Below are 24,724 nucleotides of genomic sequence, written 5' to 3' on the forward strand. Positions count from 1 at the left end.
TCCCCGTCAGTAAAGGAAGTCGGCCAGCAGGCTGACCACGTTCACATGGCCGCCGCGCGGCGTGCCGGCCACCACGCTCTGCAAGGTGCCGTAGGAATTGGCGCCCAGGTGCAGCTGGTCCCATTGCAGCTTGAGGTCGAGGTTGCGCGCCACGTCCCAGCGCATGCCGGCCGCGTAGGTGCGCTGGGCCACGGGGATGTTGCCGGTGTCGGTCAGCGGCCGCAGCTCGGACACGGTGACATACGGCGTCAACGTGCCGAAGCGCAGGCCGCCGTTCACATACCAGGCTTCGCGGATCGCCTTGACGCGCTTGCCGTCGAAGTTGGTGGCCCGCACCCATTCGCCGGCCACGAACCACTCGCCCGGATCCCACGACGCGCCCAGCGACGCGAAACGCCCGCGCGGCGGATTCTGGTTGTCGACATTGCGCTCCTGGTAGGCCGCGTGCAGGGTCAGCGGTCCCTTTTCCAGCGTGTCGAACACGCCCGTCACGGCGGTCGAATGGATGTCGACGCCACGCGTGTTGGTGACGGTGCGCTTGCCGTACAGGATGGTGGTGGTGTTGCTGATGTCGCCGGCGTGGACGCGGTACGAGGCGTCCACGCCATCGCTTTCCTTGAGCGCCAGCAGGCGGTAGACCTCGATCGGCGGACGCGCCGTGATGTTGCTGTAGCCGACCCGGCGCGAATCCGACAGCAGGAAGCTGGCCAGTCCGATCCGGCCCACGCGCACGCTGAGGTCCGGGGTGAACGCGTACTTCAGGTTGGCCCAGGTGACCAGCGGCCGGTAGCTGTCGTTCCAGCGGTACTCGGACACCACCTGCACCACGCCCGACAGCTGCGGCGTGAAGTTGGCGGTCAGCTGCACGCCCAGGCGGCTGTCGACATCGCCGGTCCACTGGCGGTTGCGGCCGGTGCCGTTCGGTTGCAGGTTGTCGAACACGTAGTCGGCGTTGTGCTCGTCCGAATGCGCCAGCCCGACCGTGCCGAAGCCGTTGACCGACAGCCACGGCCGCACCGGATCGGACGGCGCCTCGGCCGCCCGCGCGGACAAGCTCAGCAATGCCGCCAGCGCGGCCGGGATCAGGTAAGAGATGGCGGTCATCCGGGCTCCAGGCAGGTCGGTCATTGTTCCATGTAATGGTCCAGCAGCTTCTCCAGCTCCCGGGTCTTGGCCAGCCGCGCCAGGCCTTCGTTCAGCGTCTGCAATAGCCTGGCCGCGTCGGCGCCGCCGGCGGCCACGCCGAAGTACAGCGAACGCAGCGGCGAGTCCGGCAATGGCTGGCTCACCAGCGTGCCGTCCACCAGCAGGCTACGCAGCTTGGGATTGATCAGGTACTGTCCCGCCATGGTCTCGCGGCTGTCGATGAACAGGTCGCAGCGGCCCAGGTGCAGCTTGCCGATCAGCTGCTCGTAGCCGATGGTGGCGCCGCGGTCGACCTTGCTGGTGGGGATGCCGTAGACCTCGAAGTGATACCCGCCCAGGCCGCACAAGTGATAACGGCCGACGTCGCTCAACTTCTGCAGGCTGAGTCCCTGCGGCCGCGCGCGGCGCGAATAGAAGTACACATTGTGCATGGTGAAGTAGGCGTCGCTGAGCACCAGCTGGCTGCCGGCGTCGGCCTGGCTGACGTTGAGCGCGATATCGACGCGATGATCGGCCACCAGCGCCAGGCAGCGCGCCCACGGCAGCAGCTGCACGCTGACGTCCCAGCCCTGGCGCGCGCCGATCAGCTTGAGCAGGTCGACGCTGGCGCCCACCACCTTGGCGCTGCGCTGGCCGTTGACGCGCTCGGCGAACACGAACGGCGGGATTTCCGCCTGGTCCGCGCACACCTGCACCGTGCCCGCGCAGGCAGAGCCCATGGCAAGGCACAACAGCAAGCATGCGTATAAACGATTCATAACATTGGAGATGCCAGCAAGGATCGAATTCCATTCTAGCAAAATCGCGCCCCGCCGCCCCAACAAGTGTTGCGCCGATGAAAACTTTTTTTGCCGGACGAGTCGGCGGATTTGCGCTATATTCGTTGTCTTTTTCTTAAACCAAGACCAGCCATGCCTTTGAAATCCCTCGTCGCGCCCTTGCTGGCGGCCGCCATGTTAAGCGGCCTCGCCGGCTGCTCCCGCAAGGAGACCGCACCGGCGGCGCCGGCGCCGGCCAGCGCACCGCCCGCAACCGTAGCCGCCACCCCGCCCCCGGCCTCAGACTACGCGCCGCTGATGCAGGTGGTGTTCGGCCCCGCCTACCGCGCGGCGCAGGACGACGCCGTCGCCGACCTGCCCGACCCGGACCAGCCCGGCCACAAGATACACATGGCGCTGGAGGCGGTGGACATGGAACGCCTGCCCTCCGGCGACACGGTGCTGGTGGTGTCCGGCCAGCACGCCAACGCCGCCGGCGACGCCGACTCCGCGCACGTGAGCAGCGGCTACCTGAGCCTGTATCTGCTGCGGCAGGAAGGCAGGCAATGGAAGCTGGTGCGCCGCCACGACAACGTGGCCAGCCTGGGCTCGTCCGGCAATATCGGCGAGCTGCGCTGGATCGAGCTGGCGGCCGGCAAGCCCGGCATCGCGATGCTGCATGGCGGCGTGTGGCAAGGTTACGCCATCACCCTGCTCTCGCTGTTCGATCCGGCCGCGATGCAAGTGCGCGACCTGGCCGGCGCCATTCCCGTGCATTCGGATAACGAAGGCGGCTGCGGACCGTCGACCAAAAAGTGCTGGCAAGCCGAGGCGGCGTGGCGCTTAGCGCCCGCCGCCACGCCGGGCGGCTACGACGACCTGGTGCTGACGTTCTCGGGCGAGGAAAGGACCGCGCGCTCGGCGCCGGCATCATCCGATCAGAACGAGGACGTGGAACGCGACGTGCGCCCGTTCAACGGCAGCGCGCGCTACGTGTACGAACAGGGCGCCTACCATTTGCGCGAAGGCGTCAACCCGGTACCGGGGATCTGAACGCTAGCGGACCGGCTCGTCCCACACGGCGGCGGCCGCGCGCTCGATCACGGGACGCCAGTCCGGCGCCACCGGCAGCAGGAACACCTCGGCCAGCGCCCGCTCGATCTCGTCGGCGGTGAGGAAGCGGCGCTCGCCGGCGCCGTCCGCGCGGCGTATCGTCAGGCGGTTGCGCAGCAGCGCGTGGCGCGCCCCGGGCGTGGAGCGCGCCACGATCAGGTCGTGCCGGAAGTGCGATTGCGGATAGGTCGACGAGTAATAGTTGGCCATCACGTAGTCGCCGTCGCGGCAGGGCGCGGGCGAGACCAGGTAGACCGGCAGCCAGTCGTCGCCCAGCAGCGCCTCCAGCAGATGCTCGTTGCCCTGCGGCGTGATGCGGAAGCACTCGTGCGGCGTAGACTGCGGCGCCGTCAGGTCGAAGCGGATCGGCGCGGTCAGCACGCAGCTGCCGAAGCCGACGTCGCACAGCCAGGGCTGGCCATCGACGGTCACCCGCAACACCATGTGGGTGCGCGGTCGGTGCAACGCTTCCGGGCCGGCCATCCATCGCACCTGCGCGATCAAGGGCTCCACCGCGAAGCCCAGCGCGCACAGCACGCGCTGGAACAGGCTGTTCTGCTCGAAGCAGTAGCCGCCGCGTCCGGCCGCGATCAGCTTGGCGTCCACCGCCGCCGGCGCCAGCAGCACCGGCCGGTCCAGCAGCACGTCGATGGCCTCGAAGGGTATCGCGGCCGGATGCAGCTGCTGCAGGGCGCGCAGCGTGTCCAGCGTGGGGGTGCGCGGGCCGGTGTAGCCGATGCGCGCGCAATATGCGTCCAGTAGTTCCATGTTCCCGCCTGTTTGAAATGTTAGCGAAAGAGCCAGCATCATAGCAGGCTGAATCTGGCGTGCATGGCGCAAGATGTTGTACATTAACGTTATCGAATGAATAAGGATGAACGAATGAAGACCCCTGCACTCTTGATCGCCGCGTTGGCGTTGACGGTATCGGCCGCAAGCCAGGCCAACGGCGGCATCGACCTGAAACAGATCATCAAACAAGGCGTGGACAAGGGCCTGGGCAAAGACCAGGCCAGCGCCACGGCCACCGCCAACGGCGGCGGTACGCAAGCCGCCGCCGCCACCGGCAGGAGCATGCCGGCGTCGCTGCTCAACTCGGGTGGACCGGATATTGCCGGCATCCGGGTCGGCATCACCGCCAACGAGGCGCGCCAGGCGGTGCAAAAGCTCAATCCCGGTTACAAAATCATCCCCATCATCCAGCATGGCTCAAAGCGGGAGATCGGCTTCCAGGCATCGGTCGGAGTCGGACGCGGCGATCCCAAGGGCGCGGATTTCTTCAGTGTGCTGTTCAACGAGGGCGGCACAGTCTGGGCGATCAAACGCGACCAATCCCTGCCACCGGACAGGGCCATACTGAAAGATACCCTGGTCCAGTCGCTGAAGACAAAATACGACCAACCCGGCGGCCAGGTCATGTATCGCGACAAGATCACGGTCAACATGGCGTGGGTGTACGATATGGCGGGCAAGCAGATCGCGTCGTTCAGTACCAACTTCAATTACACTCCCTGCCGTGAAGTACCGTACTCAAGGTACTCCCCGGTTTCAGACAACATGAATGTTTATGATGAGTACGCGCCGACCTGCGCCATGACCATCACCATCGACACCTCGGCTTTGCGCACCGGCAGTCAGGACATGCTCGACCGGTATGCGGTCCAAATCGTCGCGCCGCCGCTGCAGCATGACGTCGGCACGCTCAATGCCGAGGCGGCCGCACGCGAGCAACAGAAAAAGAATCTCGAAAATACCGTGCGCGACAACAAGCCGCAGTTGTAGGACACGACTCCGCTTGAATTATCGAACCATGGCCAGGTTCACCTTGGACATCGGCACCGCCGCCTCCATGACCAGTTGCATCGCGAGGCAGGGGTCGATGACGGTCTTCGCCATCAGGATGACCTCCTGAATGGACAGCCCCAACAGCACCGGCCAGTGCTCGGGGTTCGGACAATATTTGACCACGACCGGCTTGAGCACAGGCCAGAGTGTGCGGACATAGTTGATCGGCTGATCCCGCGGCACATGGTTATCGGGGACGCGCGGTTTGCCGAACGCGTCCGTCCCCACCACGTCCGACGTGTGCCGGAAAATCGCCGCCAGGTCCGGCAGGCTCTTGCAGCCGGCCTCCTGCGCGCCGCCGCCGGCGATGCCCCACACCGAATATCGGGACTCGGCCAATGGCTTGTTGAGATCGTCCCCGAAGAAATAGGTCTGCCCATCCTTGGTTTGAACCGACGTCAACAGCGCGGTTTCCGGCAGCCCGCGCGCGACGGCCTGCGCGCGAACGCTGGCCTGGCACGCATATCCCGCCAGCGCTCCCAGCGCGCACAGCAGCGATTCGATATGGACGCCTTGCGCGGTCTTCATTCCCGCCAGCAGACGCTGGGTGACATCCTTGCCGCCCAGTTTAGCGCCGATCAGGGGATCGGACTTGCTGCGCTCGGCGATCTGGCGCAGCAGCGCCTCCTCGGCGGGCGAAGCGGATTGCGCAGCCTGTTGCACGGCGAGTGAGCCGCCAAAAAAAGCGAGGAGTTTTTTTAACATGACACGTCGTTTAATCTGCATTGCTATGTGAATTCTAGGTACCAAACAAGTTCGCCAGCAGCCATCCTGGCAAGCCGAGATACAGCGCCAGGCGGCCGGCGCGCTCCAGCCAGCCGCGCACTTCGACGGCCCGACCGGGCCGCAGCAGCGCCGCCATCAGCGTGCCGGCTTCGATCGCCGCGCGCAGCAGCGCCGCGCTCAGCACCACGCCGATGGACCACGCGGCCCACCACAGCGCAAAGGCCACCAGGTAAGCCTTCAGGCCAAAGGTGTAATACTCGCCGAAAGCACTGCCGTAGGCAATATGCTGATGCAGGTGGAAGGCGGGTATCGCCAACGCCAGCGGCAGCAGCACGAACTTGGCCAGCGGCAGGTCCAGCTTGCGGCGGCGCAGCGCCAGCCGCGCGCGTGCATACACGCCCATCACCGCGCCGGAGCGCTCAACGCTGCGCGGAACGCCGGCGACAGACAGCGCGGTGGCGAACGCCAGCGGGTTCGCCAGTGCCAGCCCGTAGCGCCAGCGCTGTCCCGAAGCCAGCCGCAGCGCGACGCCGGCGCCGGGAACCGGCAAGCGCCACAACTCGACGGCGGCGATGTCGCCCAGCGCAAGTTCGATGCGTTGCGCGCCGCGCGTAAGCACCAGTGCTGCACCGCCGATCGACGCTTGCGCGGAGAACGCCAGCAGCACGCACCACGACGCGGCTTCCGGCGCGAGGAAGAGTCCCGAGAACAAACGAATCTGCGCCAGGGTATTAGTCCGCAACGGTTCGTTCAGCAGCAGCGCCACGCAGATGCCGAGCAGGCCGGCGCGCGCGATGACGCGCAACAGCGCCGCCGCGACGCGCGCCGCCGGCGGCAGCACCGCCACCCGGACAGGAAAGCGCATGGCGGGCTGCGGCGCTGCCTCCGCTTGCGGACGCCACGACGGAATCGCCGCCCGCGCCGCCAGCAACAGCAGGAACACGACGGCGGCCGGTCCGACCCAGTCGCCCCAGCGCACCATCAAGGTCGGCGCCGGCCGGTTCACGCGCAATTCCGCCACCACCAGCGCCGGCTCGCCCATGCGCGTGCCGGCCAGGATGTTGCCAGCCGCGTCGAACACCGCGCTGTAGCCGTTGGTGGTGACGCGAAATTGCGGCAGCCGCGTCTCGATGCTGCGGAACGCCGCCGCGGCCTGGTGCAGCCGCGCGCCTTCGGGATCGTCGCTGAACCAGGAATCGTTCGACATCGTCAGGATGGCTTGCGCGCCTAGCCTGGCGCCTGCGATCGCCAGGCCGGCGTCGACGTCGTCGAGGCAGATCAGCGGCAGCACCGGGATCTCGCGGCCGTCGGCCAGGCGCAGCGGGAAGACGCGCGCGCCATTGCCCGCCCGCCAGTGGCCGGTCCACGGCAGCAGGCGCCGCAGGCGCGGCCCGTCCAGCCAGGCCGGCACGTATTCGGTGAAGGGGAACAGGCGCGTCTTGCGATAGAAGCCCGTCAGGCCGGTGGGCTGCACGAAGGCGGCCGCGTTGTATTCGCCATCGTTGTCGATATCGTAGGTGCCGAACACGAAGGGCACGCCGGCCGCCCGGACGTTGGCGAGGATCTCGCGATCGAACTCCGCGCCTGCCTCGCTCTTCGGATGGCCGAAGGTGGTGGGATAGGCCGTCTCCGACCACAGCACCGCGTCGGCGTGGCGACGCACCACCACGTCGTAGCTCATGGCGAAGTGCGTGTCGAGCACCTCGCGCACCACGGCGCGCGCGCCCTTCTGCTGGCGCATGCCCTCATAGTCGACGATGTTCGCCTGCACCAGGCCCATGCGCAGTGGCTTGCCAGCGGCGGCAGTGCCATCCGGCTGCGAGGCCAAGCCATAGCCCGCCAGCAGCAGCGGACCCAGCGCGGCCAGCGCGAGCGGCCGCAACATCGCACGCCAGCCGTCGCGGCGGCGCGTCAGCGATGCCGCCACGCCCTCGTTGGCCAGCAACAGCAGCAAGGTCAGGCCGGCGGCGCCGCCCACGGCTGCACCTTGGCGCAGCAGCTGCGACGGATACAGCCCGTAGCCAAGCGTGTCGCCGAGCAGCTTGGGCAGCAGCCATTCCGCCGCCACCCACGATGCGGCGGCGGCCAGCGCGCGCAGCAGCGGGCCGTGCCAGCGTCCGCTAAGATGGCGCACCAGCGCGAACACCAGGAACTGGGGCTGGAACAGCGGCGCGGCCAGCAGCAGCACGGCCAGTCCCGTACCGGCGCCGGCATGCGTGTAGCGTCCAAAGGCGGTACCGAACCAGGCGAAGGCGGCGGCCGTGAAGGCCAGCGACATCAAATAGGCCGAGCCCAGCGACGCCGCCAACGAACTGCTCGCGTTCAGCGTGCACAGCCACGGCGCCAGCATCACGAAGCCCAGCAACCAGCCAGGGCCACCGCGCGCGTACAGGGCCGACAGGACGGCGCTCACACAAATACCGGCCGCCATGCGCGCCGTGGAGGAATTCAAAAGTAGTCGCATGCGGATCAACGGCCGGGGGCGGCCGGTTCGATGGGAGGAGGAATGACGATGCGCCGTATCGGCAGTCCGGGCGGCGCCAGCTCGGGCGGCACCACGCGGTCCTTGGGCATCGCGATTGGATTGTGGGCGGCGTCGTACAGCTGGAAATCGGGCGCGAACATCAGGATCGCTTCGATGCGCTGGCCGTCGTCGGTGGCCTGGTGGTGGCGCACGTAGCCGGACGGCAGCTCGAAGTCCTCGGGCACCGCCAGCCCGACCTTGGGCGGACGCGTGCCCGGCGGCGAAAACGCGCCCAGGCCGCTGTACACGCCGCGTTCATGCAGGCGTTCGATCACTTCGGGCATGCTGGGATTGGCGCCGCGCGGCACGTAGCTTTTCAGGTCGCGCGTCGGGTCGGCGTCTCCCTCCGGCGGGCGCTGTTGATTTGACGCGGAGCCCGCCAGTGCTGAAGGCGCGGGGGCGGACCCAAGCGGCGGCCCTGCGGCAGTCGCCGCGCTGGCCGCAACCGGCGCCGGCGCGCCGCCGGCGGCGATGCCGGGATCCGGCGTGGTGACCAGATACACCAGCACGCCGCAGCCGATCACGGCCAGCACCAGCGCCACAGCCAGCAAGCCGGCGCGCGGGCGCCAGGCGCGGTCCGCGCCCGGTGTCTCGCTGCCGGCCTCTGGCCGCTCGGGAGGCTTGTCCAAGGGATCAGCTCACCCACGCATCAAGGCGTGGCGACGTTGTAGGTCGACACCGCCCAGCCCATCCGCTCGTGGCCGTACTGGTTCCAGATCGGGTTCTTGCCGGCCGAGAAGGACGTGTAGCGCGGCGCGCCCGAACCAGAGCTGCCGCCGAACAGGCCGGCCGTGACGGTGCTGCCGCTGTAGGTCGGATGGGTGTCGTCGGACTGGATGTAGTCGTAGCTGCTGCCGGACGAGACGAAGTGCGCGTTGGCGTCGCGCAGCGTCGAGCGCAGCGTGGTCGTGATGCGCGTGACATAGCTGGACTGGCTCTCGCCGGCGACGTAGCGCAGCGCCTCGGAGTCGATCTTGCCGTCGTTGTTGCTGTCGTAGTCGGCGCCCATGTACTGCGCGAAGTTGTCCGCGCAGGCGAAGCCCTTCTGGCGCGCCAGGTCGCACATGGCGAAGTTGATTCGCGCCAGCGACGGCAGGAACTTGTCCTGCATGTTCACGGTCTTGCCGGTGGAGGCGTCCTTGCACGAGCTCTGGACGTTGTCGGCATCGTAGCCCGGATAGTGCAGGTTGGACACCAGCTTGAGCTTGACGCCGGAATAGGCGTTGGCGTTGATGTAGTCCATCGCCGCGCCGACATAGGTCTTGCAGCTGCTTTCGGCGGCGGTCAGCACGCTGTCGTCGCAGGTGCCGGTCTGGCCCTTGAAGGCGGTGCGGGCCTGCAGGCCGTCGTTGCCGCACATCTCGAAGGCCACCACGCGGGTGTTACTCGCTTGCATATACGAACGCTCGGCCACGATCTTGTTGTTGTAGACGTCCGACGCCACCGCGCCGGACTTGGTGCGGCGCACGCTCTCGATGTCGGCGTTCCACAGCGCGGACAGGTATTCCGCATCCACCGTCGGCGCCGAGTACTTGGCGGCGCTGGTGACGGAGCCGTTGTAGCCGGCGAAGATCGAATCGCCGTAGGCCACCACGCGGTAGACGGTGGAGGTACCGGCCCGGTCGATGGTCCAGGAAACGTTCTGGTTCAGGGTGCTGGCCGCCGCGTGGTCCGCGACAGCGAGCAGGAAAAGCGAGGACAGCAGCGTAGGCAACGACTTCTTGTGAAAGCGGGTGTACGACATGGGGTGTCTCCGATCAGAGGATGTGCGAGATGGCGTATTGTTGGTTGTTCTCCTGCTACGACTAACAGCAACCTCGCCCGCGCGAGCCATCACGTCGCGGCGGCCTGGTTGCCGTCGTCCACTTCAACTGCGTGATATCGCCTGCCGACGCAATGTTAGCAAGCAGCTCATACTACCCCGCGAGCGCCCCGCGCACGCCATGACCCGCCAGCTGTCTCGCAAGAACAAGCGAATGTCTCCACAGGACCGGCCGCCTGTCGCGCCGCGATCACAGCCTGCGGTGTTGGCACATTGCGTAACGTTAGTGTAAGATCAATGCTTGGGTGCGAGCGTCTCCTTGGAGCGCTCGTTAAACGGGAAACCGGTGAAGCCGCTGAAACACGCGGCCATTCCGGTGCAGCCCCCGCTGCTGTAAGCCAGACGACTCCGTCATCACGTCACTGCATTAAACCGCGGGAAGACACGGAGAAGGACGAAGGCCAGCCAGAATACCGGCCCAAAAAAAATCAGCATCATCTCCGCGGGGTGACGGGAATTCGCTATCGATCGTTCGCGCACGCTCCCGTGCCGCCCGTCGACCGTCTTTCATCTCCCGCGTGGTTGTCCGTAAAAACCATTCGACGGGAGGTTTCGAATGCATATCATGGAAGGCTTTTTGCCTCCGGCGCACGCGCTCGGCTGGGCAGCCGTTTCCTTGCCTTTTCTGGCCTGGGGCTTGCGCTCCATCGGCCGCGACCTGCAATCGCATCCCGAGCGGCGCATGCTGCTCGGTGTGGCCGCCGCGTTCGCGTTCCTGTTGTCCGCTTTGAAGCTGCCGTCGGTCACGGGCAGTTGTTCGCATCCGACCGGCGTCGGCCTGGGCGCCGCCTTGTTCGGGCCCGCCGCGATGGTGCCGGTCGGCTTCGTGGTGCTGATGTTCCAGGCGCTGCTGATGGCGCACGGCGGCCTGACGACGCTGGGCGCGAACGTGTTTTCGATGGCGATCGTCGGGCCGTTCGTGTCGTACGGCGTGCTGCGCGCGGCGTCGGCGCTGGGCCTCACGCGGTCGCCGGCGGTGTTCCTGGCCGCCTGCCTGGGCGACCTGGCCACGTATGTCACCACGTCGATCCAACTGGCGCTGGCCTTCCCCGCCGCCGTGGGCGGCTTTAGCGTTTCGTTCTTCAAGTTCGCCGGCATCTTCGCGCTGACGCAGGTGCCGATCGCCATCAGCGAAGGCCTGCTCACGCTGCTGGTGGTGAACGCGATGGTCCGCTTCAACGCGCACGAGCTGCGCGCGCTGCCGGTGATGACGCTCGGCGCGCGCAAGGGTGGCGCATGAAGGCGCGCACCTGGTTGATCTGCCTGGCGCTGGTGCTGTTGACCGTGCTGCCCCTGTGGCTGGCGACCGCGCCGCCGGCGGCGCCCGGCGGCGAGGCGCCGGCCATCTTCACCGGCGCGGACAATCGCGCACAGCAGGCCATCGGCGCCATCGCTCCCGGCTACAAGCCCTGGTTCACGCCCGTGTTCGAGCCGGCCAGCGATGAAATCGCGTCGCTGCTGTTCGCGCTGCAGGCGGCCATCGGCGCCGGCGTGATCGGTTTTTGGCTCGGCACGTCCATGGCCCGCGAACGCGCGCGCCGCGAGGCCGCCTCCCCGCAGGACCGCCGTGCTGATTGAGTCGACCGCGTACGCCAGCCGCTGGCGCGATGTGGCGCCGTCGGCCAAGGCGCTGTTTGCGCTGGCCGGCGTGGTCGCGGCCTGGGTGGCCCGCAGTCCTTACGCGCTGGCCGCGCTGACGTCGGTGCTCGTGCTAGCCGCGCTGCTGGGCGCGCGCGTTCCTCTGCGCGCCTACGCGGCCACCGTGCTGCCGCCGCTCGGCTTCCTGCTGATCTCCTGCGCCGCCATGCTGTTCAGCCCCGACGCGCAGGGCGACTGGCGCTGGTCCGCCGCCATGCTGCCGGTCGTCGTCCACACCGCATTGCGTTCGCTGGCCATGCTGGCCGCGCTGTCTGGACTGGTGCTCAGCACACCGATGCCCGGCCTGCTCGCACTCATGCGCCGCCTGCGCATGCCGGAACTGCTGCTCGACATGATGGTGCTGTGCTACCGCATGCTGTTTGTGCTGCGCCAGGCGTGGGACGAAGGCGTGACCGCGCAAAGCGCGCGCCTAGGCTATCGCGGCTGGCGCCAGGCGTGGCGCTCGACCGGCTTGCTGGCCGGGCAAATGGCTGTACAAGTGTGGCAGCGCGCCGCAGCGCTGCAAATAGCGGCGGACGCGCGCGTCTGCCAGGGCGCGCTGCGCTTCCTGCCAGTGGTCTACCCGCAGGCGCGCCGCCAGTGCGCGCTGGCCGCGCTGGCCGGCGCGCTGCTGGTGGCGCTGGCCGTGGGAGACCGTCTGTGAGCGCCCCGATACTGGAACTGCAAGCCGTCGCCCACGTCTACCCCGACGGCAGCAAGGGCCTGCACGATTGCAGCCTGACGCTGCACCGTGGCCGCCGCTACGCGCTGTTGGGCGCGAACGGCGCCGGCAAGACCACCGTGCTGCAGCACCTGAACGGCCTGCTGCGCCCCACCGCCGGCCAGTTGCACATCGACGGCCAAGCCTTCGACTACAGCCGCACCGGACTCACGGCGCTGCGCAGCCGCGTGGGACTGGTGTTCCAGAACCCGGACCGCCAGCTGTTTTCGGCGCTGGTCGAGGAGGACGTTTCATTCGGCCCGCTCAACCTCGGCCTGGATGCGGACGAGGTGCGTGCCCGCGTGGCCGCCGCGCTGGATGCGGTGGGCTTGCGCAATCACGCGCGCCGCGCGGTGCATCAACTGAGCTTCGGCCAGAAGAAACGCGTCTGCATCGCCGGCGTGCTGGCGATGGAACCGGACGTGCTGCTGCTGGACGAACCCATGGCGGGCCTCGACGCGCCCATGCAAACCGAACTCGCCGCCCTGCTCGACGGCCTGGCCGCGCGCGGCGTCACCGTGCTGCTGTCCACGCACGACATCGACTTCGCCTTCCGCTGGGCCGACGACATCCACGTGATGGCTGCCGGCCATTGCATCGCCTCCGGCCCGGCGCAGACGCTGTGCGCGCATGCCGACGTGCTGCACGCCGCCGGCCAGCGTCCCCCGGCCGCGCTGGCGCTGCACGCGGAGCTGGTCGATCTCGGCGTGCTGCCGGCCGGCCCCGCACCGCGCAGCGTCGACGCCTTGCTCGACACGCTGCGCGCACAAAAACATTCAGGAGTAATCACCGCATGACATCTCTCGGCAAAATCTGGTTCGTGGGCGCAGGCCCCGGCGACCCGGAACTGATCACCGTCAAAGGCCAGAAGCTGCTGTCGCAGGCGGGTGCCGTGCTGTTCGCCGGCTCGCTGGTGGACCGCGCCGTCACGCTGTACGCGCCGCCCGGCTGCGCCATCCGCGATTCCAAGGACATGACGCTGGAGGAAATGACCGCATGGCTGATCGAGCAGGCGCGCAACCACGCCACCGTGGTGCGCCTGCAAACCGGCGACCCCGCGCTGTACGGCGCGCTGATCGAACTGGCGCGCCCGCTCGTCGACGCCGGCATCGAATGGTCCGTGGTGCCGGGCGTGTCGTCCGCGATGGCATCGATGGCGGCGGCCGGCGAATCCATGACGCTGCCCGAGGTGACGCAGACCGTCATCCTCACCCGCGTCGAAGGCCGCACGCCGATGCCGGAGGGCGAAGACCTCGCCAGCCTGGCCGCGCACCGCACCACGCTGTGCATCTTCCTGTCGATCACGCTGATGCACAAGGTGGAAACCGCGCTGCGCGCCGCCGGCTGGGCCGAGGACGCGCCGATGCTGGTGGTGCACAAGGCCAGTTGGCCCGGCGAGCAGAAGATCGTGCGCGGCACGCTGGCCGACATCAAGCAGCGCTGCCGGGAGGCCGGCATCGCCAGCCAGGCGATGATCGTCGCCAGCCCCACCCTGGGCGCGCTGCATTGGGAGACACTGGCGCGCTCCAAATTGTATGACCCCACATTTACCCATCGTTTCAGAAAGGCGAGCGCATGAACCCAGTAAGCAAGGACACAATCCTGATTGTCGGCCATGGTTCCCGCGAGGATTCCGGCAACCAGGAGATCCGTGAATTCACCAGCCAATGGCGCGCGCGCCGCCCGGATTGGCGCATCGAGTTGTGCTTCATCGAATTCGCGCCGCCGGAGATGAACGCCGCGCTGCTGGACGCCGCGCGCAGCTCGCGCCGCGTGCTGGTGGTGCCGCTGATCCTGAACGCGGCCGGCCATGTCAAGATGGAGATACCGGAAGCGATCGAACACGCGCGGCTCGCCTGCCCGCAGACCGAGATCCTGCTGGCGCCGCACCTCACCGCCTGCGATCCGATCCTGGCGATCCTCAAGCGCCGCCTGCGCAAGGCGATGAACACTCTGGACATGCCCGATCCGACCAGCACCGGCGTGGTGGTGCTGGGACGCGGCTCGTCCGACCGTGGCGCCAACGGCGAGATGGCCAAGATGGCCCGCTGGCTGCTGGAGGAAGGCGACCATGAGCTGGTCGACCTGGCCTTCACCGGCATCACCTGGCCGCGCCTGGAGAAAGTGGTGCAGCGCCAGGTCACGCTGGGCATGCGCCAGATCGTGGTGCTGCCCTACTACCTGTACACCGGCACCCTGATGCAACGCATACACCGTCAGGTTGAGCATCTGCGCGGCCAGTATCCGCAGGTGCGCTTCGCCTGCTCCGAGCATTTCGGCTTCGAGAACGAGATCTTCGAACTGATGGACCAGCGCGTGGAAGACCTGCGCGCCGGCGTGCCGGACAGCCGCCTGCCCTGCGACGGATGCAGCTACCGCGAGATCGCGCATGACCTGGGCCACGGCCACTCCCACGCGCACACGCACGAGGTTCACGTGCATCCGCATCACGACCACGCGGAGGCGCAGCCGGCATGAGCACCGTGAACACCGTTACCGAACAACTGACCCGCGCCGGGCAGGCGATCGAGCATGACAGCTTCGCCATCATCGACGCCGAAGCCGGCCCGCACGGCTACACCGAAAGCCAGTGGCCCATCGTGCGCCGCATGATCCACGCCAACGCGGACTTCGACTTCAACGGCCTGACCGCCTTCCATGCGGACGCGGTGGAAGCCGGCATCGACGCGATGCTGGCCGGCGGCGCGCCGGTGGTGGCCGACGTGGAGATGATCTGCTCCGGCCTGTCGCAGCCGCGCCTTGCGCACTTCGGCATGAAGACCCACCAGTTCATCAGCGACGCCGACGTCATCGCCACCGCGCAAAAGGAAGACACCACACGCGCCGTGCAGGCCATGCGCAAGGCGCACCGACTGGGCTTGCTGGACAAGGCCGTCATCGGCATCGGCAACGCGCCCACCGCGCTGATTGAGCTGGTGCGCCTGATCCGCGAGGAAGGCGTGCGCCCGGCGCTGGTGGTCGGCATGCCGGTGGGCTTCGTCTCCGCCGCCGAATCCAAGGACTTGATGGCCGAAGTCGGCGACGTGCCGTGGATCGTCATCCGTGGCCGCAAGGGCGGTTCCACGCTGGTGGTGGCAACGCTGCACGCGCTGCTGGCGTTGGCCGAAGCACGTCAAAAGGCGATGGCATGAAGGAGAAAGCGGCTGCCGAACGTGGCACCCGCACCGGTTTCACCACCGGCGCCTGCTCCGCCGCCGCCGCGCGCGCGGCGGTGCTGGGCCTCGTCCACGGACGGGTGCCGGAAGAAATCGAGAGCCTGCTGCCCAACGGCAGTCGCGTGGTGTTCGCCATCCACGACGGCCGTTGCGAGCCAGGCCGCGCGCACGCCATGGTCGTCAAATTCGCCGGCGACGACCCGGATTGCACCGACGGCGCCCACATGACGGTCGACCTACGCCTGCTGCCCGGCCAGGCCGGCGAGGTGACCTACGTGGCGGGCGACGGCGTCGGCACTGTCACGATGAAAGGCCTGGGCCTGGAAGTGGGCGGCCCGGCGATCAACCCCGCCCCGCGCAAGAACATCGCCGACAACCTGCGCGAAGCTGCGCCGGAGCTGCTGGCGCAACACGGCGTCGAAGTGACCATCAGCGTGCCGGACGGCCAGGTGATGGCGAAGAAGACCACCAATGCCCGCCTGGGCATCCTGGGCGGCATCAGCATCCTCGGCACCACCGGCATCGTCAAGCCGTATTCGACCGCCGCGTGGCGCGCCAGCGTGGTGCAGGGCATACAGGTGGCAGCCACCGCAGGCCACGGCGTGGTGGCGCTGACCACCGGCGGCCGCACCGAGACCTTCGCCATGACCGCGCTGCGCGCGGAACGCCCGGAGCTGCCGTCGGCCTGCTTCGTGCAGATGGGCGACTTCCTGCGCTACGCGCTGGATGAAGTGGTGGCGCAGGGCATACAGCTGGTGGTGATGGCCGTCATGGTCGGCAAGCTGACCAAGATCGCGCAGGGCGAAACCATCACCCACGCCAACCGCAGCGAGGTCGATACCGACCTGGTGGCCGAGGTGGCGCGCCGCATCGGCGCCACGCCGGAGGACTGCGCCGCCATGGCCGCCGCCGAAACCGCGCGCTTCGGCGCGGAGCTGATGGTGGAACGCGGCCTTGGCGACGCCTTCCACCACGCGCTGGCGCAAGCCGCCATCGACACCCTCACCGCGCCGGACCGCTACGGCCGCGCATTCCAGCTGCGCGTGCTGGTGTGCGATTTCAGCGGCGTGCAGGTGGCCGACGTATGGTCGGCCCCCGCCGAGCCGCATGAGCGGCCCGCCAGCGCCGGCCGCATCGGCATCGATCATCTACCGGAAGCATAAGCATGCATACACAAGACCCCAACCCCTGCCGCGTTATCGGCGTACTCGATGACGGCATCGCCAGCCTGAGTCCCACCGCGCTGGCCTTGCTGCGCAGCGCGGACGTGTTGATCGGCGGCGCACGCACGCTGGCCCTGCTGGAGCGCGAGTTCAAACCCGGCGCCATGCGCCACGACCTCACCGGAAAACTGAAGGAAGTGCCCGAATGGGTGCGCGCCGCGCGGGCAGACAACCTGTCCTGCGTGGTGCTGGCCACCGGCGATCCGCTGTGCCACGGCATCGCGCCCTATCTGGCGCAGCACCTGTGCGTGGAGGCGCTGGACATCCTGCCCAACCTGTCGACGCTGCAGCTGGCGTGCGCGCGCATCGGGCTCGCATGGCAGGACGCGCGCATCGTCTCCGTGCACGCGCGCGACGCCGGCGAATGGCAGCGCGGCAGCGTGCCTGGCCACGGCCTGTACGCGCTGGCCCAGGCGGCGCGCCAGCATGCGCGCCTGCTGGTGCTGACCAGCCCTGACAATAGCCCCGACCGCATTGCGCGGCTGCTGCTGGCCGAAGGCCTGGGAGACGATTTCCTGATGGCGGTGGCGGAGAACCTTCTGCAACCTGAGGAGCGCGTGCTGGCCGAGCTCACGCCGCAGCAAGCGGCCGGCATGCGCTTCGCCGCGCTGAACGTGGTGCTGCTGTGGCGCGTGACGCCGGCGACGCAGCCGGTGCGCTTCGGCCTCGCCGACGCGGAGTTTGCGCAGCGGCAGCCGGAAAAAGGCCTGATAACCAAGCAGGAGGTGCGCGCCGTGAGCCTGGCGCGATTGCAGCTGCGCGCCGACAGCGTGGTGTGGGACATCGGCGCCGGTTCGGGATCGGTGGGCCTGGAAGCGGCGCGGCTTTGCCCGCAAGGCCATGTCTACGCGACCGAAAAGAACGAAGCCGATTTCGCCATCGCTGGGCAGAACCACGCGGCCTTCGGCGTCAGCAACTACAGCCTGTACCTCGGCAAGGCGCCGGAAGGACTGGATGCGTGGCCCGATCCCGACGCGGTATTCATCGGCGGCTCGGGCGGCGAGCTGGCTGGCTTGATCAGCGGCGTGATCGCCCGCCTGCGCCCACGTGGGACGCTGGTGATGAACTTCGTCACGCTGGAAAACCTCGCCACCGCCACCGCCACGCTGGAAGCGATGGAAGGCGTGGAATGGGACGTGCTGCAACTGCAGGCCGCGCGCAGCAAGCCGATTCTGCACATGCACCGCATGGCCGCCGAAAATCCCGTGTGGATCGTCTGCGCCCGCCGCGCCGAAGCGAAGGTGGCCGCCGATGAATGACATGACCAAACCCGGCACCCTGTGGGGTATCTCGCTCGGCCCCGGCGATCCTGGCCTGATCACGCGCGCCGCATGGGACGCATTGCAACGGCGCGATACCATCTGGGTCTACCCCGCCCGCAGCGGCAAGACGCCGAGCTACGCGTTCGACATCGTGCAGCGCGCCGGCCTGCCGCCGCCGGAGCAGCACACGCAGCTGCTGTTCCCCATGACGCACGACGGCGAGAAGCTGGGCCGCGCATGGCTCAAGGCCGCCGACACCGTGCTGCCCTGGCTGCGCGCCGGCCGCGACGTGCTGTTCCTGGTGGAGGGCGACGCCAGCACCTACGCCACCTTCGGCCACCTGGCCCGCACCGTGCGCGCGATCGATGAGGAAGTGCCGGTGAAGATCATCGCCGGCGTCAACGCCTTCACCGCCGCCTGCGCGCAGGTGCCGGTGCCGTTCGCGGAGCAGGACGACACGGTCGCCATCGTGCCCGCCGCCTACGGCGTGAGCGCGGTGGACCGCCTGCTGCCCGACTTCGACACGCTGGTACTGATGAAGGTGAAGCCGTTGATGGATGAGCTGATCGACTGGCTGGAACGGCGCGAGCTGCTGGACGGCGCGCACTTCATCGAACGCGTCGGCGCGCCGGACGAACGCCGCTTCAGCGGCAACGACATCCTGTCGCTGCGCGGCACCAAGGTCAGCTACCTGTCGCTGCTGATCGTCAAACACACGCACCGCATACGCGGTGAACGCATCAAGGGCTGCCTGAAGAAGGACGGCCCTCAACCTCTGACGGAGACCGCATGACCACAGCGACCACCACCAACCAGGCCGCCCCGCGCGTATGCCTGGTCGCCATCACCAAACACGGCGCCGCGCAGGCCGCGCGCCTGGCCGCCGACCTGCCGGAAGCGGACATCTGCACCTCGGCAAAGTTTGCCGCCACCTTCGCGGAAGCCTCCAACACCGTGCGCGCCTACGACGGCGCGCTGCGCGACGAAATCGGCCCGCTGTTCGCCGGCTATGACCAGATCATCTTCTTCGTCTCGCTGGGGGCCGTGGCGCGCCTCATCGCGCCCCACCTGCGCAGCAAGGACGAAGACCCCGGCATCATCGTCGTCGACGACGCCGGCCAGTACGTGATCCCGGTCCTGTCCGGCCACGTCGGCGGCGCCAACGAGTGGAGCGAGCGCGTGGCCGATCTGCTGGGCGCCGCGCCGGTGCTGACCACCGCGTCCGACGTCGGCCGCACCATCCCGGTCGATATTCTCGGACGCCACCTCGGTTGGAAGGTGGAGGCGCCGAAGATCAACATCACGCGCGTGTCCGCACACGTGGTCAACGGCGAGCCGATCGCCTTCGTGCAGGAAGCCGGCAGCGCGGACTGGTGGACCCGGCCCACGCCGCTGCCTGAAAACATTCATCGCTTCACGCGCTTCGAGGAGGTTCCGCTGGACCGTTACGCAGCGCTGTTGTGGGTCACGCACGCCGAGGTGACGGACGAACGCTGGCAGGCGCTCAACGAGCGGCTGGTGGTCTATCGTCCGCCGCAGGACAACGCGGCATGACGCGATACGCCATGGGCCTGGGCTGCGACCGCGGCGTGGCGCTCGACACCGTGCGCGAGGCGGTGCGCGACGCGCTGGCCGCTGCGGGCGCGCAACCGGCGCAGGTGGTGGCCGCCGCCAGCATCATGCTCAAGAAGGACGAAGCGGCCCTGCTGGCGCTGGCGCAGGAACACGGCTGGCCGCTGCATTTTTATGAAGCGCACGAACTGGCGGCGGTGGAAGTGCCGCATCCGTCGGAGACCGTGCGGCACTACACCGGCACGCCGTCGGTGAGCGAGGCGGCGGCGTTGCTGGCCGCCGGACCCGATACGCCGATGACCGCGCTGGTCGTCGAAAAACACAAACACAAAGGCGCAGATGGCCGCAACGCCACCGTCTCCATCGCAAGGATACAACCATGAATGAAACAAGCGCAGGCAAGATCATGCTGGTCGGCATAGGCCCCGGCAGCGTGGAGCACATGACCCAACGGGCGCGCGACGCCATCGCCGAAGCCGACGTGGTGATCGGCTACGTTACCTACATCAAGCTGGTGGCCGATCTGATCGAGGGCAAGGAGATCATCCGCAAGTCCATGACCGAGGAGCTGGACCGCGCCGTCAGCGCGCTGGAGGCGGCGCGCGCCGGCAAGAAGGTGGCGCTGATTTCGTCGGGCGACGCCGGCGTCTACGGCATGGCCGGGCCGACCTACGAGGTGCTGTTCCAATCCGGCTGGACGCCGGACGACGCGGTGCAGGTCGAGATCATCCCCGGCGCCTCGGCGCTCAACAGCTGCGCGGCACTGGTCGGCGCGCCGCTCACGCACGACTTCTGCGCCATCTCGCTGTCGGACCTGCTGACGCCATGGCCGACCATCGCGCGCCGGCTGGACGCGGTGGCCATGGCCGATTTCGTGGTCGCGCTGTACAACCCTAAGAGCGGCCGCCGCACGCGCCAGATCGTCGAGGCGCAGCGCCTGTTCCTGCGGCACCGCCGCGCCGATACGCCGGTGGCTATCGTCAAGAGCGGCTACCGCCGCCGGCAGAACATCGTCTTCACCACGCTGGACCACATGGCCGACGCCGACATCGGCATGCTCAGCACCGTCTTGATCGGCAACAGCAACACCTTCGTGCGCCACGGCCTGATGGTCACGCCGCGCGGCTACGCCAACAAGTACGACATGGAGGAAGGCGGCGCCACCCGCGACGGCGAACGCGCTGGCCGCTCGCTGTCCACCGGCCTTCTGGGCTGGCTGGACACGCTGCAGGCCGAACACGCGGCCGGCGACAGCATCGAGCTGCTGGCCGCCCGCCACCGCCTGCCGGCCGACTACATCCGCGCCACGCTGGAGGAACCGTGGGAAGCTGAGGCGCCCGCCGTCGAGGAGAGCGAAACATGACGGAAGCCGTCGTCAAGCCGAAGATCGGCAACTACCACCGCCACCTGCTGGTGTGCACCGGCCCGCGCTGCAGCGAGGATGGCGCCTCGCAGGCCTTGTTCGACAGCCTGGGCGGAAAGCTCAAGGAGGCCGGGCTCAATGAGGGCGAGTTGCGCGTCAAGCGCAGCCGCGTGAGCTGCTTCGCCGCCTGCAAGGGCGGGCCTATCGTCTGCGTGCAGCCGGATGGAACCTGGTACTACAACGTCACTTCCGATAATATGGACCGCATCGTGAACGACCACCTGCGCGACGGCAAGCGGGTGGAGGACTTGATATTCCACCAGGCCGGCGAAAGCTGAGCGCAAGCAGTCAACGAAAGAAGCAAATGGCAGGGAAAGTGTATTTGATCGGCGCCGGCCCCGGCGCCCAGGACCTGATCACCGTGCGCGGCGCGCGGCTGCTGGCGCAGGCCGACATCGTGCTGCACGACGCGCTGGTCACGCCAGAGATGCTGGCGCTGTGCCCGCAGGCGGAGCTGATCGCGGTGGGCAAGCGCAGCGGCCAACGCTCCGTGGCGCAGCAGGTCATCAACCAGCATTTGCTCGAATGCGCCGCGCGCGCCGGGATGGTGGTGCGCTTGAAGGGCGGCGATCCGATGCTGTTCGGCCGCGCCGACGAGGAGTTGCGGGCGCTGGAGGAAGCCGGCATCGAGGTCGAGATCGTGCCGGGCGTGACCACGGCCGTCGCGGCGGCGGCGGCGTCCAAACAGCCGCTGACCAAGCGCGGGGTGGCGCGCAGCGTGGCGTTCTTCACCTCCTCCACCGCGCCGGAGCACGCGGAGCTCGACGCGATCCCCAACACGGACACGCTGGTGCAGTACATGGGCGGCCGCGAAGCCATCGCCACCGCCGAACGCCTGCTGGCGCATGGCCGCAAGCCCGATACGCCGGTGGTGGTGATCGAGAACGTGAGCCGCGCCGACCAGCGCATCCACCGCATGGACATCGCCGCTTTGTCGCAGGGCCTGGGCATGCCCGCCGGCCCGGTGCTGGTGATGATCGGCGAAGCGATGCGCGCCCGCGTGCATCAGCAGGTGGACTAGATCAGGGACACGGCGCGGCGCCGAGCGTGGCGCCCAGCGTTTCCGCGTTGGCGATGGCGGTCGCATTCGGCAAGCTCAACGGCAAGCTCACCAATGACAGCAGCGCCTGGTACTGCACGCGGTTGCAGGTGTCCGTCACCGCCGGATCGCATATCCGCGCGCGCACAAAGCGGATGCAGCTGGCATCGTTGGGATCCTTCATGCAGGTGATCCGGTTGTTGACGGTACACGCCGGCAGCGAAGCGGCAGGGATCTCGGTCATCGCCGGCGCGCCGGCGTAGGTCAGCGCCAGGTAGTCGATGCGGACATGCGCGTCCGTGATCGGGGCGCCCAGCATCAGGGTGCCGGCGCTGCTACGAAAGACGGCTTTCTGACGCACGGCGTTCATGGCGGCGGCATCGCGGAAATCCGCGTTCGCGGCCAGGCTCGCCGCGCGCTGGGTCACCATCTCCAGGGTGTTGTACAGATACATGGCGCGCGCGCATTCGATCACGCCGACGGCCATGACGAGAAACAGCATCAGCACCAGGCTGAACTCAACGGCAACCACCCCGCCTTGTGCCTGGATTTTTTGTTGCGGGAACATATGGCTACCTTCCCACGTAAGGATAGGTGACATTGACCGTCAACGGTATCGTCATCAACGTCACGTTGGAAAAGAAAATGTCCGTCAACTGCAGCTGGATTGCCACGTTGACCGTCGTGGGCACAGCGAAGCCTCCGCACTGGACCGCATCGCATCCGATCGTCACGAGAATCGCATCCGGTCCGGGTGCAAGCTCGGCTAGTTCGGCATCCACGATGGACCGGGCGACTGCGGCAAGGGCGGGCGCCCGCGCGGTATTCTTGATCTCGCTCAGCGGTATGACGGAAAGGTAGCGGACGGCATCCTGCGCTGCGCGGTTCATGACGCCGTAGTGCCAGAACAGCCTGCCGAAGAAGAGCGGGAATACCAGCAGTATCAGCAGGACAGGCAATATCAGCGCCAGCTCGACGGCGGCGATCCCGCGCTGGCGGCCGGTGGCATGGGGGGCGCGGTCCATGGGTCTCATTGAACCAACTCCACCGCGCCGCCCAGCGATTGCTCGGTGGCCAGGCCGCCGAATTCAGCGAAAAGCGTGGTCGTGGTCGCCGGAACGGTCATCAGGAACTTACCTATGCCGAGCACGGTGGCGGTGGTGGTCGTCCCCGCTCCCACCGGGCAAGACAATAAAGCCACATTCAGCACGCGGCGATTGGCGATGCCTTTGTGGGCGGCGGACGGCGCCTGGAAAAAGCTGACACTTAACGTGGTGTAGGGCGTCAACACGCCGGACGGATAGGAGGCGGTGGCGACCGGCACACCGGGCTTGTACAGCGAGCTCCAGACACTGGTGTTAAAGGGTGTGTAGCCGTTGGCCGGTTCCGCCGCTCCCGGCACATAGGAGCTGTAGGGCACCGCCCGCGCATAGGCCCACAGCGGGCCGTACATCGCCGCGGTCGTGCCCGCGAGGGCCGGCAGGGGATCGGCGACCGTCCACAACTTGCCGCCGCTGGTCGTCGAGGCCGCGCCTTGGGCGCCGGGCGTGGTGGTCATCCACGAGATCGCGGTGTTGTAGACATAGGACTTGATATTCGCATCCGGCGGCGCGGTGACAAAGGAGCAAAGCGATCCGCTGAACTGGTCGAGGCGCGAATTGAGCTGGTTGACCAGCGACGCGAGGGGAAACGGCCGGCCGACCGTGATCGGCGCGCCGGTAACCCTGGGTATCGCCAATTTGCCCGTGCAAGCGTAGGGGCCGACAACGCCAGGCGCCGTGTTACTTGCCGTTCCGTAGACACCGGGCGGATCAAACGGATCGACAACGAAATTCTCGGGCGTCGTGCCATTGGGATTGAGCTGCATGAGGTCGTAGGCGACACCGCGCCGGAAACCGTATTCGGTCAATTCGCTGTACGCGGGCGGTCCTGGATTGACGCGTGCGGCGGCGGCGGTGTTGGACAGCGCGCACACCGCGATCGGCGCGACGCCGATCGTCGAGCGGCCGGCCACCGCTGTCACACCGACGCTGCTGGACGTCAGCTCATCCGAAAGGACACGCATGAACACCAGGCTGATGGTGGCAAGCGAGGCGTCCAGCTTGCTGGTGTCGGCCTTGACGAATAGCAGGCCGCTGGGCGCGGCTTGTGCGGAGCCCGCATCGACCCAGCCGCCGGTCGATGAACTGCTGAACGACAGCGCGGCGCTGTTCCAGCTGATCGATTGCTGGTTGTACTGGTATTTCAACGCGCTCGCCGCACTGGCGGCCTGGGCAAGCGCGTTCGTCACGCCGGCCGAGGTGCCATTGAGTTGGCGGGCCGCCGCGAGCGCGGTGGCATTGGCCAGGGCCTGGAGATCCAGCTTGCGGTTGTACACCCGCCCCAGGTCGAGCGACATGCCGACGAATCCGACGAGGACCACCAGCATCAGGGCGAACATGAGGGCGATGGCGCCCTGCTGCCGATCTCGTCCCTCTCCAAGCGATCCAGCCGTCCCGGTCATGCCGCCTCCAAAAGCCTTAGCTGTCGAATCGAATTGCCGCCGCGAAATACGCGTGCTCAAGCGCCGATTCTAGTCAGTCTGCGGCCGATGGAATTGATAAAAGGCAAGAGGATCCCTGCAATGCCATGCATGGCGACGGGATGCGCTTGGACCCAGTTCAGAATTCCTTAATGTTCGACGACGACGATCAGCTTGTGCCAACGCGGTGCCGCCCTCGATCCGGTCCTGCGGAT

Annotated in this window: 27 protein-coding genes and 1 riboswitch; of the genes, 17 read left to right on the plus strand and 10 right to left on the minus strand. The window is 67.7% G+C overall.

All coding sequences use genetic code 11. The annotated features are described in order from the left end of the window. Positions 1-6: 6 nt before the first annotated feature. Entirely contained in the window at positions 7-1,104 is a 1,098-nt protein-coding gene (locus HUX88_RS08260; protein WP_176361450.1) for a hypothetical protein, read from the minus strand. Between the two features lie 20 nt (positions 1,105-1,124). Next, positions 1,125-1,865 (minus strand): ABC transporter substrate-binding protein, encoded by a 741-nt coding sequence (locus tag HUX88_RS08265; protein ID WP_176361451.1) that lies wholly within the window; start codon positions 1,863-1,865, stop codon positions 1,125-1,127. A 192-nt stretch (positions 1,866-2,057) separates the two neighbouring features. Here HUX88_RS08265 and HUX88_RS08270 point away from each other — a divergent pair, with 192 nt between their 5' ends. Then, entirely contained in the window at positions 2,058-2,957 is a 900-nt protein-coding gene (locus HUX88_RS08270) for a hypothetical protein (protein WP_176361452.1), read from the plus strand. A 3-nt stretch (positions 2,958-2,960) separates the two neighbouring features. Here the strand turns inward: HUX88_RS08270 and HUX88_RS08275 are convergent, their stop codons facing one another. After that, on the minus strand, positions 2,961-3,785 hold the full coding sequence (locus tag HUX88_RS08275; RefSeq protein ID WP_176361453.1) for an arylamine N-acetyltransferase: 825 nt from the start codon (positions 3,783-3,785) through the stop codon (positions 2,961-2,963). A 114-nt stretch (positions 3,786-3,899) separates the two neighbouring features. Here HUX88_RS08275 and HUX88_RS08280 point away from each other — a divergent pair, with 114 nt between their 5' ends. Continuing rightward, entirely contained in the window at positions 3,900-4,799 is a 900-nt protein-coding gene (locus HUX88_RS08280; RefSeq protein ID WP_176361454.1) for a hypothetical protein, read from the plus strand. Positions 4,800-4,817: 18 nt separating this feature from the next. Here HUX88_RS08280 and HUX88_RS08285 read toward each other — a convergent pair whose 3' ends face one another. Genes HUX88_RS08285 through HUX88_RS08300 form a run of 4 tightly spaced genes read right to left on the minus strand, consistent with a single transcriptional unit; the run spans position 4,818 to position 9,856 of the window. After that, positions 4,818-5,567, minus strand: a complete 750-nt coding sequence (locus HUX88_RS08285) for a hypothetical protein (protein ID WP_176361455.1) — start codon at positions 5,565-5,567, stop codon at positions 4,818-4,820. 34 nt (positions 5,568-5,601) lie between these two features. Then, positions 5,602-8,001, minus strand: coding sequence for an apolipoprotein N-acyltransferase (gene lnt, locus HUX88_RS08290; RefSeq protein WP_373886765.1), 2,400 nt, complete (start codon positions 7,999-8,001; stop codon positions 5,602-5,604). A 56-nt stretch (positions 8,002-8,057) separates the two neighbouring features. Next, positions 8,058-8,741 carry a hypothetical protein gene (locus tag HUX88_RS08295; protein ID WP_176361456.1) on the minus strand — a complete coding sequence of 228 codons (684 nt, stop codon included), beginning with the start codon at positions 8,739-8,741 and terminating at the stop codon, positions 8,058-8,060. 20 nt (positions 8,742-8,761) lie between these two features. Further along, positions 8,762-9,856 (minus strand): SGNH/GDSL hydrolase family protein, encoded by a 1,095-nt coding sequence (locus HUX88_RS08300; RefSeq protein WP_176361457.1) that lies wholly within the window; start codon positions 9,854-9,856, stop codon positions 8,762-8,764. 304 nt (positions 9,857-10,160) lie between these two features. After that, a riboswitch (cobalamin riboswitch) is annotated at positions 10,161-10,371 on the plus strand. A gap of 119 nt (positions 10,372-10,490) precedes the next feature. Between HUX88_RS08300 and HUX88_RS08305 the strand changes: the two genes are divergently transcribed. From HUX88_RS08305 to cobA, 15 genes are read left to right on the plus strand one after another with little or no spacing between them, the layout of a single operon-like run. Beyond that, positions 10,491-11,174 carry an energy-coupling factor ABC transporter permease gene (locus HUX88_RS08305; protein WP_161098381.1) on the plus strand — a complete coding sequence of 228 codons (684 nt, stop codon included), beginning with the start codon at positions 10,491-10,493 and terminating at the stop codon, positions 11,172-11,174. After that, the gene (locus HUX88_RS08310) at positions 11,171-11,512 is read left to right on the plus strand and encodes an energy-coupling factor ABC transporter substrate-binding protein (protein ID WP_117012523.1); all 342 of its coding nucleotides are present in this window, start codon (positions 11,171-11,173) and stop codon (positions 11,510-11,512) included. Before HUX88_RS08305 ends, HUX88_RS08310 begins: the two co-directional genes overlap by 4 nt. Continuing rightward, positions 11,502-12,236 carry a cobalt ECF transporter T component CbiQ gene (gene cbiQ, locus HUX88_RS08315; protein ID WP_176361458.1) on the plus strand — a complete coding sequence of 245 codons (735 nt, stop codon included), beginning with the start codon at positions 11,502-11,504 and terminating at the stop codon, positions 12,234-12,236. Before HUX88_RS08310 ends, cbiQ begins: the two co-directional genes overlap by 11 nt. After that, entirely contained in the window at positions 12,233-13,090 is an 858-nt protein-coding gene (locus tag HUX88_RS08320; protein WP_176361459.1) for an ABC transporter ATP-binding protein, read from the plus strand. Before cbiQ ends, HUX88_RS08320 begins: the two co-directional genes overlap by 4 nt. Beyond that, positions 13,087-13,872, plus strand: coding sequence for a precorrin-4 C(11)-methyltransferase (cobM, locus tag HUX88_RS08325; protein ID WP_176361460.1), 786 nt, complete (start codon positions 13,087-13,089; stop codon positions 13,870-13,872). The genes HUX88_RS08320 and cobM overlap by 4 nt, the downstream gene beginning before the upstream one ends. Then, positions 13,869-14,771 (plus strand): sirohydrochlorin chelatase, encoded by a 903-nt coding sequence (locus HUX88_RS08330; protein ID WP_161098377.1) that lies wholly within the window; start codon positions 13,869-13,871, stop codon positions 14,769-14,771. Before cobM ends, HUX88_RS08330 begins: the two co-directional genes overlap by 4 nt. Beyond that, positions 14,768-15,445, plus strand: coding sequence for a precorrin-8X methylmutase (locus tag HUX88_RS08335; RefSeq protein WP_117012518.1), 678 nt, complete (start codon positions 14,768-14,770; stop codon positions 15,443-15,445). Before HUX88_RS08330 ends, HUX88_RS08335 begins: the two co-directional genes overlap by 4 nt. Further along, positions 15,442-16,632 (plus strand): cobalt-precorrin-5B (C(1))-methyltransferase, encoded by a 1,191-nt coding sequence (locus HUX88_RS08340; protein ID WP_176361461.1) that lies wholly within the window; start codon positions 15,442-15,444, stop codon positions 16,630-16,632. The genes HUX88_RS08335 and HUX88_RS08340 overlap by 4 nt, the downstream gene beginning before the upstream one ends. Positions 16,633-16,634: 2 nt before the next feature. Continuing rightward, positions 16,635-17,951 (plus strand): precorrin-6y C5,15-methyltransferase (decarboxylating) subunit CbiE, encoded by a 1,317-nt coding sequence (cbiE, locus tag HUX88_RS08345; protein WP_176361462.1) that lies wholly within the window; start codon positions 16,635-16,637, stop codon positions 17,949-17,951. 1 nt (position 17,952) lies between these two features. Beyond that, positions 17,953-18,747, plus strand: a complete 795-nt coding sequence (gene cobI / locus HUX88_RS08350) for a precorrin-2 C(20)-methyltransferase (RefSeq protein WP_373886771.1) — start codon at positions 17,953-17,955, stop codon at positions 18,745-18,747. After that, entirely contained in the window at positions 18,744-19,508 is a 765-nt protein-coding gene (locus tag HUX88_RS08355) for a cobalamin biosynthesis central domain-containing protein (RefSeq protein ID WP_176361464.1), read from the plus strand. The genes cobI and HUX88_RS08355 overlap by 4 nt, the downstream gene beginning before the upstream one ends. Continuing rightward, positions 19,505-19,909 carry a cobalamin biosynthesis protein gene (locus HUX88_RS08360; protein WP_176361465.1) on the plus strand — a complete coding sequence of 135 codons (405 nt, stop codon included), beginning with the start codon at positions 19,505-19,507 and terminating at the stop codon, positions 19,907-19,909. Before HUX88_RS08355 ends, HUX88_RS08360 begins: the two co-directional genes overlap by 4 nt. After that, positions 19,906-20,889: a precorrin-3B C(17)-methyltransferase gene (gene cobJ / locus HUX88_RS08365; RefSeq protein ID WP_176361466.1), complete on the plus strand. Its 984-nt coding sequence runs from the start codon at positions 19,906-19,908 to the stop codon at positions 20,887-20,889. The genes HUX88_RS08360 and cobJ overlap by 4 nt, the downstream gene beginning before the upstream one ends. Then, a complete protein-coding gene (locus HUX88_RS08370; protein WP_176361467.1) occupies positions 20,886-21,227 on the plus strand; it encodes a ferredoxin in 342 nt (113 codons plus the stop codon). Before cobJ ends, HUX88_RS08370 begins: the two co-directional genes overlap by 4 nt. 26 nt (positions 21,228-21,253) lie before the next feature. Continuing rightward, positions 21,254-21,970, plus strand: a complete 717-nt coding sequence (gene cobA, locus HUX88_RS08375) for a uroporphyrinogen-III C-methyltransferase (protein ID WP_176361468.1) — start codon at positions 21,254-21,256, stop codon at positions 21,968-21,970. 1 nt (position 21,971) lies between these two features. Here cobA and HUX88_RS08380 read toward each other — a convergent pair whose 3' ends face one another. Genes HUX88_RS08380 through HUX88_RS08390 form a run of 3 tightly spaced genes read right to left on the minus strand, consistent with a single transcriptional unit; the run spans position 21,972 to position 24,491 of the window. Further along, the gene (locus HUX88_RS08380) at positions 21,972-22,556 is read right to left on the minus strand and encodes a TadE/TadG family type IV pilus assembly protein (RefSeq protein WP_117012509.1); all 585 of its coding nucleotides are present in this window, start codon (positions 22,554-22,556) and stop codon (positions 21,972-21,974) included. A 4-nt stretch (positions 22,557-22,560) separates the two neighbouring features. Continuing rightward, the gene (locus tag HUX88_RS08385; RefSeq protein ID WP_158568756.1) at positions 22,561-23,013 is read right to left on the minus strand and encodes a TadE/TadG family type IV pilus assembly protein; all 453 of its coding nucleotides are present in this window, start codon (positions 23,011-23,013) and stop codon (positions 22,561-22,563) included. A 5-nt stretch (positions 23,014-23,018) separates the two neighbouring features. Next, positions 23,019-24,491, minus strand: coding sequence for a pilus assembly protein TadG-related protein (locus HUX88_RS08390; protein ID WP_176361469.1), 1,473 nt, complete (start codon positions 24,489-24,491; stop codon positions 23,019-23,021). Between the last annotated feature and the right edge of the window lie 233 nt (positions 24,492-24,724).

Source organism: Duganella sp. BJB1802, from assembly GCF_013369445.1.
GTDB classification, from domain to species: Bacteria; Pseudomonadota; Gammaproteobacteria; order Burkholderiales; family Burkholderiaceae_D; genus Rugamonas; species Rugamonas vulcania_A.